8 protein-coding genes are annotated in these 17,420 nt (G+C 73.8%); 6 read left to right on the forward strand and 2 right to left on the reverse strand.

Annotated elements, in window-relative coordinates; all coding sequences use genetic code 11:
• The first annotated feature begins 457 nt into the window (after positions 1 to 457).
• Both FHU35_RS25830 and FHU35_RS25835 read left to right on the forward strand, forming a co-directional pair.
• Positions 458 to 9,031, forward strand: a complete 8,574-nt coding sequence (locus tag FHU35_RS25830; protein WP_145744336.1) for a non-ribosomal peptide synthetase — start codon at positions 458 to 460, stop codon at positions 9,029 to 9,031.
• The gene (locus tag FHU35_RS25835) at positions 9,024 to 12,740 is read left to right on the forward strand and encodes a type I polyketide synthase (RefSeq protein ID WP_145744338.1); all 3,717 of its coding nucleotides are present in this window, start codon (positions 9,024 to 9,026) and stop codon (positions 12,738 to 12,740) included. The genes FHU35_RS25830 and FHU35_RS25835 overlap by 8 nt, the downstream gene beginning before the upstream one ends.
• Before the next feature lie 141 nt (positions 12,741 to 12,881).
• Here FHU35_RS25835 and FHU35_RS25840 read toward each other — a convergent pair whose 3' ends face one another.
• Both FHU35_RS25840 and FHU35_RS25845 read right to left on the reverse strand, forming a co-directional pair.
• A complete protein-coding gene (locus tag FHU35_RS25840) occupies positions 12,882 to 14,354 on the reverse strand; it encodes a class I adenylate-forming enzyme family protein (protein WP_145744340.1) in 1,473 nt (490 codons plus the stop codon).
• Positions 14,354 to 14,596, reverse strand: a complete 243-nt coding sequence (locus tag FHU35_RS25845) for an acyl carrier protein (protein WP_145744342.1) — start codon at positions 14,594 to 14,596, stop codon at positions 14,354 to 14,356. Before FHU35_RS25845 ends, FHU35_RS25840 begins: the two co-directional genes overlap by 1 nt.
• Positions 14,597 to 14,832: 236 nt before the next feature.
• Here FHU35_RS25845 and paaA point away from each other — a divergent pair, with 236 nt between their 5' ends.
• The 4 genes from paaA to paaD are packed head-to-tail and all read left to right on the forward strand — an operon-like array spanning position 14,833 to position 17,420.
• Positions 14,833 to 15,822 (forward strand): 1,2-phenylacetyl-CoA epoxidase subunit PaaA, encoded by a 990-nt coding sequence (paaA, locus tag FHU35_RS25850; protein WP_145744345.1) that lies wholly within the window; start codon positions 14,833 to 14,835, stop codon positions 15,820 to 15,822.
• Complete coding sequence (paaB, locus tag FHU35_RS25855) at positions 15,819 to 16,106, forward strand: 1,2-phenylacetyl-CoA epoxidase subunit PaaB (RefSeq protein WP_145744347.1); 288 nt, start codon at positions 15,819 to 15,821, stop codon at positions 16,104 to 16,106. Before paaA ends, paaB begins: the two co-directional genes overlap by 4 nt.
• Complete coding sequence (paaC, locus tag FHU35_RS25860; RefSeq protein WP_145744349.1) at positions 16,099 to 16,884, forward strand: 1,2-phenylacetyl-CoA epoxidase subunit PaaC; 786 nt, start codon at positions 16,099 to 16,101, stop codon at positions 16,882 to 16,884. The genes paaB and paaC overlap by 8 nt, the downstream gene beginning before the upstream one ends.
• A complete protein-coding gene (paaD, locus tag FHU35_RS25865; RefSeq protein ID WP_222429499.1) occupies positions 16,881 to 17,420 on the forward strand; it encodes a 1,2-phenylacetyl-CoA epoxidase subunit PaaD in 540 nt (179 codons plus the stop codon). Before paaC ends, paaD begins: the two co-directional genes overlap by 4 nt.

Raw genomic sequence — 17,420 nt, forward strand, 5'->3', positions numbered from 1 at the left:
GACCACTCCGGCCGCACGTCGAGGTCGCCATCACGGCTGCGCACAGCGATTTCCGGCCCGTGACGTTCACCCGTGCAGCCTCCGGCCGCTCCGCGTTCCGGCGGTTCCGACGGGGACTCGAATGGGCCTGATCACTGCACCCCGGCGACCGCTCGGCCACATTCTAGGTGTTTCTCTAGAACGGATAATCCTCCCGGTATATCCGGTCTTGACCCGTCGAGCAGCGCTCGGGCAAGGTTCACGACGCAACGGGATCCCGCGAATGCCAACGCGATTCCCGCCGAACGCGCGAACGCACTCTTCCCCGATCATTCACCCCGGATTTCCCGTCGCTTCCCGCGTCGCAGGTCCGGGGTGGTCGGGCGCGCGCAAACAGTGCGCCCACGACCGGTCGACCGGGCGCGGGAACGGGCGCCGTGGTCCGTGTGAATACCGCTCGCCGCTGAAGGTTGGTGCCATGTCAGTCCGTCGCGACGATCGTCGACCGCTGTCCGGGGCGCAGGAAGGCCTCTGGTTCGCCCAACGCCTCGCGCCGGGCAGCGCCGCCTACAACACCGGTGAGCACGTGGAGATCCACGGGCCGGTCGACGCCGAGCTCTTCGAGACCGCGCTGCGCCGGACCGTCGCCGAGATCGACACCTTCGCGCTGCGCTTCCTCGACACCCCAGACGGGCCGCGGTGCGACCTGGGCGCCGGGGACGACTGGCCCCTGCACAGGCTGGACTTCCGCGACGCCGCCGATCCGAAGGCCGCGGCCGAGGAGTGGATCCACCGCGACCTGGCCACTCCGGTGAACTTCGAGGCGGGGCCGCTGTTCTCGCACGCGCTGCTGACGCTGGGCGCCGAGCACCACATCTGGTTCCTGCGCGCGCACCACGTCCTGCTGGACGGCTACAGCTACAAGATGGTCGCGCGGCGGCTGGCCGACACCTACACCGCGCTGGCCGCGGGTGAGCAACCGGCGCCGGGGCGCTTCGAGTCCGTGCTGCAGTTGCAGGAGGACGAGGCCGCCTACCTGGTCTCCGAGCGCTGCGCGCGCGACCGCGCGCACTGGGCCGAGCAGCTGGCCGGCCTCCCCGAGCCGACCCGCCTGACCGACCGCACCGCCGCACCGGTCGCGCCGTTCCTGCGTCGCACCACCGACCTGTCCCCGGCCGAGGCCGAGGTGCTGTCCACGGCCGCTGCCCGTCTCGGGGTCGCGCGCACGGACCTGCTGGTCACGGCGATCGCCGCCTACCTGCACCGGATGACCGGTGCGGACGACCTCGTGCTCGGGCTGGCCACGATGAGCCGGCTGGGCAGCGCGGCGCTGCGCACCCCGGGCACCGCCTCCGACATCCTGCCGCTGCGGATCGCGGCCGCACCGGAGACGCCGGTCGGCAAGCTCGCCGGCGCGGTCGCCGACGAGCTGCGGGCGCTGCGGCGGCACCAGCAGTACCGCGGCGAATCGCTGCGCCGCGACCTCGGGATGCTCGGCGGCGGGCGGCGGCTGCACGGGCCCGTGGTCAACGTCGTGCCGTTCAGCGAGGACCTGGTGTTCGCGGGCAGCCCGTCCACCTCGCACCACCTGTCCGGCGGGGCGGTCGAGGACCTGCAGATCTCGATCCGGCCCGGAGGCGATCCAGACGGGCTGTGGATCGCCTTCGACGCCAACCCCGGGCTCTACGACGAAGTCGAGCTCGGCGCGCACCTGGAGCGGTTCCTGCTGGTGCTGCGGCAGTTGACCGAGGCCGATGCGGAACTGCCGGTCGGCGCGGCGAACCTGCTGCTGCCCGGCGAGGAACCGCAGGACGTCGTCGCGCCGGAGCACTCGGTGACCACGACGCTGGCTCGCCGCTTCGAGGAGCAGGCGACGCGGGTGCCGGACCGCACCGCCGTGTCCTTCGTGGACGAATCGGTGACCTACGCCGAGCTCGACGCCGAGGCCAACCGGCTGGCCAGGCTGCTGGTCGAGCGCGGCGCCGGACCCGGCGGCGCGGTGGCGCTGGCGCTGCCGCGCGGGGTTCGGCTGGTCGCGGCGCTGCTGGCGGTGCTCAAGACGGGCGCGGCCTACCTCCCGCTCGACGTGGCGCATCCCGCCGAACGGCTGCGGCTGGTCATCGACGACGTGGAGCCGATCGCGCTGATCACCGACTCCGCGCACGCCGGTTCACTGCCGGACTCCGCGGCCGAGGTCGTGGTGCTCGACGACTCCGCCACCGCACGCGACCTCGCCGGGCGCGCGACCGGTGCGCTTACCGACGCCGAGCGGACCGGTCCGACCGGACCCGAGGACATCGCCTACGTCATCCACACCTCCGGCTCCACCGGACGCCCCAAGGGCGTGCCGGTGCCGCACGCCAACGTGCTGCGGCTGTTCGAGTCCGCCGCCGAGCACTTCGACTTCGGCACCGACGACGTGTGGACGCTGTTCCACTCCTCCGCCTTCGACTTCGCCGTCTGGGAGCTGTGGGGTCCGCTGCTGCACGGCGGGCGTCTGGTCGTGGTCCCGCACGCGGTGAGCCGCTCGCCGCGGGAGTTCCTGGACCTGCTGGCCACCGAGGGCGTGACCGTGCTCAACCAGACGCCGTCGGCGTTCGAGCAGCTGGTGCAGGCCGACGACGGGCGTCCGCTGGCGCTGCGGTACGTGGTCTTCGGCGGCGAGGCGCTGCAGCCGGACCGGTTGCGCCCGTGGGCCGAGCGCCGCGGTCTCGACTCGCCCGAGCTGGTCAACATGTACGGCATCACCGAGACGACGGTGCACGTCACGCACCACCGCACTACCTGGGCCGAGCTGGACGACCCGCGGCGGGCCAGCGTCATCGGCCGCCCGCTGGCCGACCTGCGGGTGCACGTGCTCGACGCCGAGGGGCGGCCGGTGCCGCCGGGCGTGGTCGGCGAGATGCACGTGTCCGGTCCCGGGGTGGCTCCGGGCTACCTGAACAGGCCGGAGCTGACCGAGGAGCGGTTCGTGCCCGACCCGTTCGGGCGGCCGGGAACCCGCATGTACCGCACCGGCGATCTGGCGCGGCGACGCCGTGACGGCGTGCTGGAGTACGTCGGGCGCGCCGACCAGCAGGTCAAGATCCGCGGTTTCCGCATCGAGCCCGGCGAGGTCGAGGCGGTGCTCGCCGAGCATCCGGCGGTGGCGCAGGCGGCCGTGGTGGTCCGGCGCGGCGGCGACGGTCAGCCGCAACTGGTCGGCTACGCGGTTCCCGCCCGGAAGCGTCCTGAGCCGGGCGAGCTGCGGGCACACCTGGCAGCCCGGCTTCCCGAGCACATGGTTCCGCCGGCGTGCGTGCTCGTGGACGAGTTCCCGTTGACCGCCAACGGGAAGCTCGACCCCGCCGCTCTGCCGGAGCCCGATTTCGCCGCCGCCGCAGGCGGAATCCCGCCGAGCACTCCCGAGCAGGCACTGGTGTGCCGGCTGTTCGCGGAGGTGCTGGGCCTTCCCGAGGTCGGCGTGGAGGACGACTTCTTCGCCCTGGGCGGGCATTCGCTGCTGGCGACCCGGTTGCTGGCGCGGCTGCGCGCGGAGGCGGGCGCGGACGTGCCGATCTCCGAGCTGTTCGACGCGCCGCGACCGGCGGCCCTGGCCGCGCGCGTCGGCGAAGCGACCGGGACACGGCTGCCCGCGCTGACGGCCGTCGAGCGCCCCGAGCGGATCCCGCTGTCGTTCGCGCAGGAGCGCATGTGGTTCCTCGACCGGCTCGGCGACGCCGCGACCTACAACATCCCGCTCGTGGTGCGGCTGCGCCACGAGGTCGACGTCGACGCCCTGCGGACCGCGCTCGGCGACCTCGCCGACCGGCACGAGAGCCTGCGCACCGTCTTCGCCCCCGACGAGTCCGGGGTGCACCAGCGGGTGCTGGCGCCCGGCGGGCTGCGGCCCGAACTGCGGGTGGTGGACTGCCCGGCCGACGAGGTCGACGCCCAGGTCTCCGCCGCGGCCCGGCACCGCTTCGACCTGACCCGCGAGAGTCCGCTGCGGGCAGGGGTGTTCGGCGCCGGGAGCGAGCGGACGCTGCTGATCCTGCTGCACCACAGCGCCGCCGACGGCTGGTCGCTGCGGCCGCTGGCCGACGACCTGAGCACGGCCTACCGGGCTCGGGCGGCGGGCGCGGCGCCGGAGTTCGCGACGCTTCCGGTGCAGCACGCCGACCACGCGATCTGGCAGCGGCAGCTGCTCGCCCCCGGCGCGGGCCGGATCGAGCAGCTCACCGAGTTCTGGGGCACCGCGCTGGCCGGGCTGCCCGCCGAGAGCTCCCCGCCCACCGACCGGCCCCGTCCCGACACCAGCGCGGGCGAGGGCGCGAGCACGACCTCGACGGTGGACTCCGAGCTGCACGGCCGGTTGCTGGAGCTGGCCGAATCCACCGACACCAGCCTGTTCATGGTGCTGCACGCGGCGGTGAGCGCCCTGCTGACCCGCTGGGGAGCCGGCGAGGACGTGGTGCTGGGGACCCCGGTCGCCGGTCGCGCCGACCCGGCGCTCGACGACGTGATCGGACTGCTCACCAACACTCTGGTGCTGCGGGCGAACACCGGCGGCGACCCGGCGTTCCGCGCGCTGCTGGCGCGGGCGCGGGAGTTCGACCTGAAGGCCCTGGACCACCAGGACATGCCGTTCGACCGCCTGGTGGAGGAGCTCAACCCCGCCCGGCACCCGTCCCGGCACCCGGCGTTCCAGGTGATGCTGGCGCTGCAGAACAACGACAGCGCGGTGCTGGAGCTCGGCGCGGACCGCGCGGCGCTGCGGCCCACCGCGACCGGCACCGCCAAGTTCGACCTGTTCGTCGACGTGCTGGAGCGCTACGACGACCGGCAGGTGCCGGACGGGCTGGAGCTGCACGTCGAGTACGCCACCGACCTCTACGAACCCGCCACGGCGGAGGAGTTCGCCCGCGCGCTGCGGGAGGTCCTGGAATCCGCCTGCGCCGCCCCGGACTCGCCGATCAGCGCGCTCACCACTCGCGACCGACCGGCCGTGACCCCGGCCGGGCACTCCGCCACCGCGGCCGCCGTGGAGCGCGCCGCCCGGGCGGTCCCCGGCATCCGCGACGCGGTGGTGCTCACCGGCGAGGAGCTCGCGGTGCACGTGGTGCCGGACCGGGCGGGCGCGGTCGACCAGGTGGAGCGCGCCCTCGCCGGTGCGGCCCGGGTCGTCGCCGTCAGCGACCTACCCCGCCTCCCCGACGGCGCGGTGGACACCGATGCGCTGCACGCTCTTTCGCCGGTCGACGACCGGGCGGCGCAGGAGTGGCAGCGGCGGCTGGCCGCCGTCCACGGGGTCCGCGACGCCGAGGTGCGGCTGGAGGACGTCCCGGCCGAGCTGGAACGCCGCCACGTCGGCATCCCGCGCGAGAGCTCCCCGCAGATCGCCGAAACCGGCCCCGCGTCCCGGCCGAGCACCGTCCCGGCGCTGTCCGAGGGGCGCACCCTGCCCGAACCGTCGGTGCCGGACTGGGCCTCGGCTCTCACCCGCGCGGCAGCCAACCCGGACGGCGAGATCGTGCACGTCCGCCCGGACGGCACCGAGACCCGCACCCGCTACGCCGACCTCGTCGTCGAGGCCTCCCGGGTGCTGTCGGGTCTGCGCGGCGCCGGTCTGCGGCCGGGCGACCAGGTGATCCTCCAGTGCGACGACACCGAGGACTTCGTGGCCGTGCTGTGGGGCTGCGTCCTGGGCGGGTTCGTGGCGGTGCCGCTGACCGTGCCCGGCTCGTACGCCACCGGTTCGGCGGCGCTGGCCAAGCTCGCGGGCATCTGGCGGATGCTGGGCCGCCCGCTGATCGTGGCCTCACCGGGCAACGAGGCCGGGATCCGCGACCTCGCCGCCCGCGACCAGTGGCCGGACCTGGAGCTGACCACCGCCGATGAGCTGCGCGCGGGCCCCGAGGACCGCGACTGGTACGAGGCCGCGCCGGACGACCTGCTCCTGCTGCTGATGACCTCCGGCAGCACCGGGCTGCCCAAGGCCGTGCGGCAGACCCATCGAGCGGTGCTGACCCGCTCGGCGGCGACCGAGGCGATGAACGCGCTGGGCCCCGACGACGTCTCCCTGAACTGGATCCCGCTGGACCACGTCACCGGCGTGGTGATGTTCCACCTCCGCGACGTCTACCTCGGCTGCCGCCAGGTGCACGCGCAGACCTCCTGGATCCTGGAGGAACCGGTGCGCTGGCCGGAACTGCTGGACCGGCACCGCGTCACGGTCACCTGGGCGCCGAACTTCGCGTTCGGGCTGCTGGCCGAGCACGCCCAGGAGTTCACCGGCCGGGACTGGGACCTCTCGCCGGTGCGGCTGGTGATGAACGCGGGCGAGGTGGTGGTGGCCTCCGCTGCCCGCCGGTTCCTGCACGCGCTGCGGCCGTTCGGGCTGCCGCAGCACGTGATGCACCCGGGTTGGGGCATGTCCGAGACCTGCTCCGTGGTCACCGATGTCGAGCTGCCCGGCGAGGTCCCGGACCACGACGAGTCGTTCGTCAGCTGCGGCCTGCCCTACCCCGGTTTCGACATGCGGGTCGTCGACGAGCAGGACCGGCTGCTCGTCGCGGGCGAAGCGGGCCGGTTGCAGGTGCGCGGCACCTCGGTGACCGAGGGCTACCACGACAACGCGAAGGCCAACGCCGAATCGTTCACCGCCGACGGCTGGTTCGACACCGGCGACCTGGCGTTCCTGCGCGACGGCGAGCTGTTCATCACCGGCCGCGCCAAGGACGTCATCATCGTCAACGGCGTCAACCACTACAGCCACGAGATCGAGGCGTGCGTCGAGGAGCTCCCCAGCGTGGTGCGGAGCTTCACCGCCGCCTGCGCGGTGCGCTCGGACCCCTCGGTGAGCACCGACGAGCTCGCGCTGTTCGTGCACCTGGCCGACGGGCAGGACCCGGCCACCGCGCTGCGCGAGATCGGCGGCAAGGTCACCCGCGAGATCGGGGTGAGCCCGACGTTCCTGATCCCGGTGGTCCCGGAGGAGATCCCGAAGACCGAGATCGGCAAGATCCAGCGCACGAAGCTGCGCAAGAGCTTCGAGGCCGGTGAGTTCGACGCCGCGGTGCGCGAGTCCCAGCTGCTGCTGGGCACGGCGGCCACGGTGCCGGACTGGTTCCTGCGGCCGGTGTGGCAGCGGGCCGAGTCCTCCCACCGCACCGGAACCGCCCGGCACGCGCTCGTGCTCGCGGGTGCGGACGCGGACCTGGCCGAGCGCATCGCGGGGCGGCTGCGCGCCGACGGGGGCCTGTGCACGGTCGTCACCCCGGGCGCGGAGTTCGAGCGCGTGGACGCGGCGACCTACCGGATCACGCCCGACGAGCAGGACCACGCCGCGCTGCTGGCAGCACTGGCCGACGACGGGCGGGAACCCGACCTCGTCCTGCACCTGGCGGCGAGGGAACCCGGTGAGCAGCCGTGGGAAGGCGGCGCGGAATCGCTGCTGGTCCTGGCCCGCGCGCTGGCGGATCGGCCCGGCCGACCGCGACCGCTGGACCTGCTGTTCGTCACGTCCGGCGCGCAGGCCGTCGCCGACGACGAGCTGCCCTCGCCCGCGCACGCCGCGGCCGGTGCGCTGCTGAAGTCGCTGCGGGAGGAACTGCCGTGGCTGCGGGGCGTGCACCTCGACCTCGCCGCCGGCGAGGACCCGCTGGAGGCGATCCTCGTCGAGGCCGCCGGGCACCCCGCCGACACCGAGATCGCGGTCCGAAGTGGACAGCGGTACGCGCGCAGGCTCGCCCCGCTGCCGGAGCACCCCGAGCCGGCCGAACCCGCGCAGCGGGACGGTTTCCAGCTGCTCAGCGGCGGCCTGGGCGGCGTCGGCGTCGACCTGGCCGCGCACCTGCTCAAGACCCCGGGCACCCGCCTGCTGGTCCTCGGCCGCACGCCGCTGCCGGAGGAGGACGCCTGGCAGCGGCACCTCGACGAGGGCGGCGCCGTCGCGGACCGGATCGCGGCGCTGCAACGGCTCCAGCAGCTCGGCGAGGTGCGCTACGCGACCGCCGACGTCACCGACCCCGAGCAGGTCCGGTCCGCTGTGGACGGTGCCGCGGCGCAGTGGCGGCTGCCGCTGACCGGAGTGCTGCACCTGGCGGGCGGCTTCGACCAGCGACCCGTGCAGGAGCTCGCCGCCTCCGACTGGCAGGACGCGCTCGCGGCGAAGGTGCTCGGCGCCTGGACGCTGCACCAGATCGCCGCCGAGCACCCGGTGACCTCGTTCATCGCGTTCTCCTCGGTGAACGGGCACTTCGGCGGCGCGATGAACGCCGCCTACTCGGCGTCCAACGCCTTCCTCGACGCCCTGGCCGTGCACCGGCGGCGCAGCGGCCTGCCCGGCCAGAGCCTGGCCTGGAGCATGTGGCGGGAGCGCGGCATGAGCCGCGGCTACCAGCACACGGCGCTCACCGAGGTCCGCGGCTACCGGGTGCTGGACGCGGCGATGGCGCTGCGGTCGTTCGACTTCGCCCGCGGGCTCGCCGAACCGCACGTGCTCATCGGCGCCGATCGCACCGCGCCATGGGTGCGCAGCCACGTGCGCGCGCCCGTGCGGCAGCTGCGGCGGCTGGCCGGCCGGGTCGGGCTGGAGGACGGCGCGGACCTCGGCGAGCTGCACGCCGCCGCGTCGGCCGGAGCCGAACCGGGCACGTGGGTGCTGCGCTCGGCCGGGACGTCGGCCCGGAAGGAGCAGACCGGCGGCGACGACCTGCGACGGCTGGAGGGCGAGCTCGCCGGGATCTGGAGCGGCGTGCTCGGACGCGACGTGGTGGGTCGCGACGAGAACTTCTTCGACCTCGGCGGCAACTCGCTGCTGCTGGTCACCGCGCAGACCGCCATCAACAAGGCGCTCGGCTGCGAGCTCGGCGTGGTCGACCTGTTCGCCCACCCCACGGTGCGGGCGCTGGCCCGGCACCTGGCCGAGCGGGGCACCGCGGCCGCCGCGCCCGAACCCGACCAGCGGGCCGAGCCGAGCGGCCTGGACCGGGCCAAGCAACGTGCACAGCGGCAGCGGGACGCGCGCAGCGCCCGCCGCCGGGAGCGGAAGGACCGCGGGAATGGATGACACCACGCCGGAGGAGCTCCCGGCCGTCGCCGTGATCGGCATGGCCGGACGCTTCCCCGGAGCGTCCGATGTGGACGAGTTCTGGGCGAACCTCGCTGCCGGGCGGGAATCGGTGCGGGCCATCAGCGACGAGGAGTTCCTGGCGGCGGGCGGTGACCCGCACGACCTGGACGATCCCGCGCTGGTCCGCATGGCGTCCACGGTGGACGGAATGGACCGGTTCGACTCGGGGTTCTTCGGCTACAGCCCCGCGGAGGCCGCTGTCGTCGACCCGCAGCAGCGGCTGCTGCTGGAGACCGCCCACCACGCGCTCGAAGACGCGGGCCACCCGGACTCGGCGGCGGCGTCGGCCACCGGCGTGTACGCGGGGGCGGGCGACAGCCGCTACTACCCCGCGCACGTGCACCCGCGCTTCGCCGGTCAGCCGGGCAGCGTGGAGCTGGTGCACTCGGCCACCGCGAACTCGCTGGGCACGCTCGCGACCCGGATCTCCTACGAGCTGGGGCTGACCGGGCCGAGCGTGTCGATGCAGACGGCCTGCTCCACCGCGCTGGTCGCCCTGCACACCGCCTGCCAGGACCTGCTCGAATTCCGCTGCGACACGGCGCTGGCCGGGGCGGTGTCGCTGAACCCGTCGGCGCTGCTGGGCTACCGGCACGTCCCCGACGGGCCGTTCTCGCCCGACGGGCACTGCCGCGCGTTCGCCGCCGACGCGGCGGGCACCTCCTCCGGTGACGGGGTGGGCGTGGTGGTGCTCAAGCGGCTGGAGGACGCGCTGGAGGACGGCGACCGCATCCGCGCGGTCATCCGGGGCACGGCCATCAACAACGACGGGCGCCGCAAGGTCGGCTTCACCGCGCCCAGCACCGCCGGGCAGACCGAGGTCGTCCTCGCCGCCCAAGCCCAGGCCGACGTCGGCGCGGGCACCATCGGCCTCGTCGAATCGCACGGCACCGCGACCCGCATGGGCGATCCCATCGAGGTCTCCGCGCTCACCGACGCGTTCCGGGAATCCACCGCCGAGACCGGGTTCTGCGCGCTGGGCTCGGTCAAGACCAACATCGGGCACCTGGGCGCCGCCGCGGGGATCGCCGGGTTCATCAAGGCCGTGCTCGCCCTGGAACACCGGGAGATCCCGCCGAACCTGCACTTCGACGAGCCCAACCCGCTGATCGACTTCCCGTCCGGCCCGTTCCGGGTGCCGACCGCGCTGGAGCCCTGGCCGGAGGCCGAGCACCCCCGGCGCGCGGCGGTCAGCGCCTTCGGCATCGGTGGCACCAACGCGCACGTGATCCTCGAAGAAGCACCGCCGCAGCCCGAGGTCCCGCGCGCAGCCGAGGAAGACCGGCGCCAGGTGCTGCCGCTGTCGGCGCGCACCGCCGGGGCGGCGCGCGGCCAGGCCGAGACGCTGGCCCGGCACCTGGAGAACAACCCGGACCTGCGGCTCGACGACGTGGCGCACTCGCTGCGCGTCGACCGCCCCGCGTGGCCGCACCGGCTCGCGGTCAGCGCCTCCAGCACCCAGGAGGCCGTCGCCGCGCTGCGGGCCACCGGCCCGGCCGGTCCGGCGGTCGGTGAGCAACCACCGCGGGTCGCGTTCCTGCTGCCCGGCGGCGGCACCCAGTACGTCGGCATGGGCGCCGAGCTCTACCGCGACGACGACGTCTACCGGGACGCGATCGACCGCTGCGCGGCGATCCTGCGCCCGGTGACCGGCGAGGACATCCGCACCGCGCTGTTCGAGCACGCCGAGCCGGGCAGCCAGGCGGCGCTGCTGGCCCTGGTCGTCACCGAGTACGCGCTGGCCACCACTCTGATCGAGGCCGGGGTGGTGCCGGACGCGCTGATCGGGCACTCGCTCGGCGAGTACACCGCGGCGTGCCTGGCTGGAACGCTGGACCTGGCCGAGATGCTGCCGGTGGTCGCCGAGCGGATGCGGCTGATCGTCTCCTCCGGCGGCGCGACGGTCGGGGTCGCCGCCTCGGCCGAGGTGGTGCGCCCGCTGCTGGACGACCGGCTGTCGCTGGCCGCGATCAACGGCCCGGACGCCTGCGCGGTCGCCGGGCAGGTGGACGCCGTGGCGCGGCTGGAGGACGAGCTGACCCGCCGGGAGCTGCCGTTCCGGCGACTGCGGGTCGCCGCCGCCGCGCACTCGCACGTGCTCGACCCGGTGGTGGACACCTTCGCCGGTCACCTGCGCGCGATGACGCCGCGTCCGCCGCGGATCCCGTACGTCACCAACGTCACCGGCACCTGGGCCGGAGACGAGGTCACCGACGTGCAGCACTGGATCGACCACTTCCGCCGCACGGTCCGCTTCGCCGATGGCATCGCGTCCCTGTGCGACGGGGATCAGCCGGTCCTGGTGGAGATCGGTCCGGGCGACAGCCTCACCAAGCTCGCCCAGGCCCGGTTCCCGGACGCGCGCGCGGTCACCACGATGCGGCACGCCAAGGCGGAGCGGCCCGACGGGCTGGTGCTCTCCGACGCGCTGGGACGGCTCTGGAGCGCGGGTGTCGACTCGGCGTTGCCCGAGGTGGCGGGAGAGCCGCGGCGCGTGCGGCTGCCCGGCTACGCCTTCGAGCGGCACCGGCACTGGATCGACGCCCCCGGCGCCCGCACCGACTCCCCGCAGCGGGCGGAACCGGTCGAGCCCGAGCTCACCCCGCGCCCGCACCTGACCACTCCGCACCGCGCGCCGAGCACGGATCGCGAGCGGGCGGTGGCCGAGGTGTGGCAGGCGACGCTGGGCATCGGCGGGATCGGGTTGGACGACAACCTCTTCGACCTCGGTGGCGACTCCATGCGCGCGGTGCTGCTGGCCGGACGGCTGCGGCAGGCCGGGCTGCTGGACGTGCCCGCGGCGGCGCTGCTGGCCGCGCCCACGATCGCCGGGGCGCTGGCAGCCGACGGTCCGAGCCCGAACGCGCTCTCCCCGCTGCTGACGCTGCGCGCCGAGGGTGCCGAGACCCCGCTGTTCTGCCTCCACCCGGGCGCGGGCGTGGCGTGGCGCTACACCGGATTGCTGCCGCACCTGGGCGCTGACCGGCCGGTTCACGGCATCCAGGCGTTCGGCCTCGACGGCACCCGGCCGCCCGCCGCCGACGCCGCCGAGATGACGCGGTCCTACGTGGACCTGATCCGGGAGGTCCAGCCGCACGGCCCGTACCGCCTGCTCGGCTGGTCCTACGGCGGTTTCGTCGCCCACGCGATGGCCTGCGCCCTGCAAGCCGACGGCGAGGAGGTCGAGCTGCTGGCGATGCTCGACGCCCCGCTACCGGAGGGCCTGCCCTACACGCCGGAGGGCATCGAGCGCCAGGTCGCGGGCCTGCTCGGCCGAGTCGCCGGCCTCACCGGCGCCGAGGACGTGGCCGAGGTCCTGGACCGGATCTCGCACCTGCCCGCAGGGGATTCTCCGGTGACTCGCGAGGAGGCGACGTCGATCGCCGAGGTGATGCGCAACAGCCTCCGCATCGCCCCGCAGTTCACCCCGGGCACCTTCGACGGCGACGTCGTCTTCTTCACCGCCATCGAGGACGTCCCGGGCGCCGCGGACGATTTCGCCCTCGCCCCCGACAAGGCGGTCCACTGGCGCCGCCACGTCACCGGCACCCTCCACGACCACCCGATCGACTGCAACCACTACGAGATGACCGAACCCAACCCGATCGCGCAGGTCGCGAAAACCCTTCTCACGACCTTCGACTGACACCCCGGCTTCCGTGGGTGGTGGGGGAAGTTCTCATGAAAACTTCCCCCACCACGTACCCGAGGTGACGACCGCTCGGAAAGCGCTCCGGACGCGCGAGGGGAGGGAGGTTCCCGTTGAAACCTCCCTCCCCTCGCGGGATCAGGATCGGAGCTGCTTCTTGAGGATCTTGCCCGCCGGGTTGCGCGGAACCGCGTCGGTGAACTCGATGCGGCGGGGGCGCTTGTAGGGGGCGAGGTTCTCCTTGAGGTGGCCCAGGAGTTCCGCCGCGGTGGCGCCCTCGGCGACGACGTGGGCCAGCGGGACCTCGCCGTAGTCGTCGTCCGGCACGCCCACGACCGCGGCGTCCCGGACCGCCGGGTGGTCCATCAGCACCCGCTCGATCTCCGACGGGTAGACGTTCTGCCCCGCCCGGATGATCACGTCCTTGCTGCGGTCGACCAGGTGGATCCGCCCGTGCTCGTCGAGGAATCCGAGGTCGCCGGTGACGATCCAGCCGTCCAGGGTGACCTCGCGAGTGGCCTCCGGGTCGTTCCAGTAGCCCTGCATGACACCGGGACCGCGCACCACGATCTCGCCGATCTCGCCCGGTGAGAGCTCCGCGCCCCGCTTGTCCACGGCACGCGCGGACATGCCCGGGATGACCCGGCCGCAGGGGATGCGGACGGTGGCGTCGCCGGGTTCGGGGTGCTCGTCGGGGCCGAGGGTCACGAACGGGCCGCCGACCTCGGTCATGCCGTACACCTGGCGGAACCCGCAGCCGAGCCGGCGCACCGCGTCGGTGTAGACGTCGATCGGCATGGGCGCCGCGCCGTAGAGGATCTCCCGCAGCGAGGAGAGGTCGGCGGTCTCGGCCGCCTTCGCCTGGAACATGAACCGCAGCATCTGCGGGACCAGCCACATGTGCGTGGCGCGGCGCTCCTCGACCGCGGCCAGGGCGCGCTGCGGCGTGAAACCGGGCATCAGCACCAGCGTCGCGCCCGCCGCCATGTAGGTCAGCGAGACCACCATGCTGCCGTGGTACAGCGGGCAGCAGTTGACCAGCACGATGTCGTCGGTCGGCCGCGCCTGCACCAGCCACCCGAGGGCGATGGCGCGGAACGAGCCGCCGTCCACGGTCACGCCCTTCGCGCGGCCCGTGGTGGCCGAGGTGTGCAGCACGGCCACCGGGTCGGTGTCGAGCACCTCGGGCAGCTCGACCGGCTCAGCGGTGCTGCCCAGCTCGGCAAACTCCGGCTTGTCGAAGGCGATCCGGACGCGCACCGACGGCAGCTCGGTGTGCCGGTCCAGCAGCTCGGACTCGCCGAGCATCGCGACCGCTCCGACCCGCTCGATCATCTCGGCGGCTTCCGGGGCGGCGACGCTGTGGTTGAGCGGCACGAACAGCGCGCCGATGCGCGCGATCGCGAAGTAGCTCTCCAGCACCTCGATGCGGTCCTGGGACAGCACCACCACCCGATCCCCGCGCCGCACGCCCCGCTCGACCAGCCCGCGGGCCAGCTCGGTGGTGCGGTCGTGGAACTGCGCCCAGGTGGTGCTGCGGTGCTCGTCGACGAGCGCGGTGCGGTCCGGGAAGCACTGGCGGTTGCGCTCCGCCAGCTGCGTCAGCCACATCACGCACCGCCGGTGGTGGCCGCGCGCTCGGCGACGAAGCGCTCGTAGTCGGCGATGGTGCGCAGCTCCTCCACGTCCTCGGCGGTGATCTCGACGCCCGTGCGCTGTTCGACGAGCAGCACGAGGCGCACGAGGTCGCCGGAGTCGATGCCGCTGGCGGCGAGGTCAACGTCGTCGCCGACGGAATCGGCGAACTCGGCGGTGCCGGTGAGTTCGACCAGCAACGTCCGGATGGTGCTCATGGCAACCTCTTTCGCTTCTTCGACAACGGTGTGTCGTCCCACAAGAGGCGCGCGCGGGCGCTCTCATTCCCCGCGACCCCGGTGATCTTGTTCACGCGGCCGAGCGGGATAGCCGGCGCTTCCCCGGCACTCTTCTTCTCCGGTGGAATCCCGCGGCACCGGCCGTCGGGTGATCGCTTGAGGGAGTGATGCGGGGTGCGCAGGCGAGGCGAGCGGACCGGTGCGGGCGGGAAGCCATGAGCGCGCCGCAGTCCGAGGACGAGCTCAACGAGCGCTTCGAGGCGCTGCTGCGGGACGGCTCCGCGGTGGAACCGCGCGACTGGGTGCCGGACGGCTACCGGCGGATGGTGCTGCGGCAGATCGCCCAGCACGCCCACTCCGAGATCATCGGGATGCAGCCGGAGGGCGCGTGGCTGACCCGCGCGCCGTCGTTGCACCGCAAATCCGTGCTGCTGGCCAAGGTCCAGGACGAGGCCGGCCACGGCATGTACCTGTACTCGGCCGCCGAGACGCTGGGAACCGACCGCGACGAGCTGCTCGACGCGCTGCACAACGGCAGGCAGCGGTTCGCCGCGACCTTCAACCACCCGGCGCTGACCTGGGCCGACACCGGGGCGATCGCGTGGCTCACCGACGGCGCGGCGGTGCTCAACCAGGCCCCGCTGTGCCACACCTCGTACGGGCCGTACGCGCGGGCGATGCGGCGGGTCTGCCAGGAGGAGACGTTCCACGTGCGGCAGGGCTACGACCAGCTGCGCGCCTTGTGCTCCGGGACTCCCGAGCAGCGCGAGATGGCCCAGGACGCGGTGAACCGCTGGTGGCTGCCCGCGGTGGCGCTGATGTTCGGCCCGCCCGACACGGTCGCCGGGGGCGCCGACGAGCGCACCGCCGCGATGGGCGCGGTGGTCTCCCGGCGGGCGATGGCGTGGGGCATCAAGCGGCACACCAACGACGAGCTGCGGCAGCGGTTCGTCGACCAGGTGGTGCCGCAGGCCTCCTCGCTGGGCCTGGAGCTGCCGGATCCGAACCTGCGCTGGAACGCCGAGCGCGAGCACTACGACTTCACCCCGATCACCTGGGAGGTGTACCGGGACGCGCTGGGCGACGACACGCACTCGGCGCGGCAGCGGATCGCCCACCGCGTCGCCGCGCACTCGGACGGCGCGTGGGTGCGGGAAGCGGCCGCCGCCTACGCCGCCCGCGAGACCGCGGAGGCCGCGGTATGACCGGCGGAGCACCCTCGTGGGAGGTCTTCCTGCGCCCGCGAAGGGGTTTGGCGCACCAGCACGTCGGATCGGTGCGCGCGGCCGACCCGGACATGGCGCTCACGCGCGCCCGCGACCTCTACACGCGGCGCGGCGACCCGCTGTCGCTGTGGGTGGTGGCCTCGGCGTCGGTGCACGCCTCCTCGCCCGACGAGCACGACGCGTTCTTCAGCAACGCCCGCCACAAGCCCTACCGGTATCCCGAGCAGTACCCGATGACGGCCGAGGAGGGCCGCGATGCGTGAGCCGGTGACCACGACGACCCGCGCCCAGGACGCCGACCTCGCCGAGCTGGCGCTGCGGCTCGGCGACGACGCACTGGTGCTCGGACAGCGTTTGTGCCGGTGGATCACCCGCGCGCCGATGATCGAGGAGGACCTGGCGCTGTCCAACATCGCCCTCGACCTCATCGGCCACGCCCGGGTCCTGCTGTCCCGCAGCGGCGCGCTGGACGGCAGCGGTCGCGACGAGGACGACCTGGCTTTCGGCCGCACGGAGCGGGAGTTCCGCAACGCGCTGCTGGTGGAGCTGCCGAACGGCGACTTCGCGGTGACCATCGCCCGGCACCTGGTGTTCTCCCACTACGCGGTCCCGTTCTACGAGCGGCTGGCCGGGTGCGGCGACGCCGAGCTGGCCGCGTTCGCCGCGCGGGCGGCCGCGGAGGTCGGTTCGCACCGCAGGCATGCCTCCGGCTGGACGCTGCGGCTCGGCCTCGGCACCGCCGAGAGCGCGCGCCGGATGCAGGCCGGGCTGGACCGGATCTGGCCCCACGCGGCCGAGCTCTTCGAATCGGACCCGGTGACCGAGCGGCTGGTCGACGCCGGGCTGCACCCGCGCCCGGACGAGGTGCGCGCGGCCTGGCACGAGGGCGTCGCCGACGTGCTCGCCCGCGCCGAGCTCACCGAGCCCGCACCGGACTGGCACGCCACCGGCGGCCGGGCCGGTCTGCACACCGAGGCGTTCGGCCCGCTGGTCGCCGAGATGCAGTCGGTGCACCGCCAGTTCCCGGGAGGCACGTGGTGATCGCGCGCGAGGACCTCGACCGGGTGCGGTCCCGGGTCGAAGCGCTGCCCGACCCCGAACTGCCGATGATCACGCTCGGCGAGCTCGGGGTGATCCGCTCCGCGGAGGCCGCGGGCGACGGGTGCGTGGAGGTCGGGTTCACGCCGACCTTCCTGGGCTGCCCGGCGATCCCGGCGATCACCGAGGCCATCGAGGGAGTGCTGCGCGACTGCGGCTACCCGGACGGCCGGGTCCGGCACGAGCTCACCCCCGCCTGGACACCCGACCTGATCACCCCGACCGGACGCGACGCGCTCGCCGCCCACGGCATCGCGCCACCCGTCGACCGGAATGCCACTGGACCCCGGCCCGGAACGTCAGCGGACATCGGCTCGTCCGGGACGCCGACCTCGCTCGGGTTGGGTCTGGGGACTCCCTGCCCGCACTGCGGTTCGCAGGACACCCGACCGCACAGCTCCTTCGGTCCGACGCGCTGCCAGTCGATGCTGCGCTGCGCGGAGTGCCGGGAGATCTTCCCGTGCATCACGGCGATGTGA

Origin of the sequence: Saccharopolyspora dendranthemae (assembly GCF_007829955.1) — a bacterium.
Classification (GTDB): Bacteria; Actinomycetota; Actinomycetes; order Mycobacteriales; family Pseudonocardiaceae; genus Saccharopolyspora; species Saccharopolyspora dendranthemae.

Bases quoted from the DNA above. Each gene is read 5' to 3' on its own strand.
- FHU35_RS25830 (WP_145744336.1), top strand. From the start codon at position 458: ATGTCAGTCCGTCGCGACGATCGTCGACCGCTGTCCGGGGCGCAGGAA.
- FHU35_RS25835 (WP_145744338.1), top strand. From the start codon at position 9,024: ATGGATGACACCACGCCGGAGGAGCTCCCGGCCGTCGCCGTGATCGGC.
- FHU35_RS25840 (WP_145744340.1), bottom strand. From the start codon at position 14,354: ATGTGGCTGACGCAGCTGGCGGAGCGCAACCGCCAGTGCTTCCCGGAC.
- FHU35_RS25845 (WP_145744342.1), bottom strand. From the start codon at position 14,596: ATGAGCACCATCCGGACGTTGCTGGTCGAACTCACCGGCACCGCCGAG.
- paaA (WP_145744345.1), top strand. From the start codon at position 14,833: ATGAGCGCGCCGCAGTCCGAGGACGAGCTCAACGAGCGCTTCGAGGCG.
- paaB (WP_145744347.1), top strand. From the start codon at position 15,819: ATGACCGGCGGAGCACCCTCGTGGGAGGTCTTCCTGCGCCCGCGAAGG.
- paaC (WP_145744349.1), top strand. From the start codon at position 16,099: ATGCGTGAGCCGGTGACCACGACGACCCGCGCCCAGGACGCCGACCTC.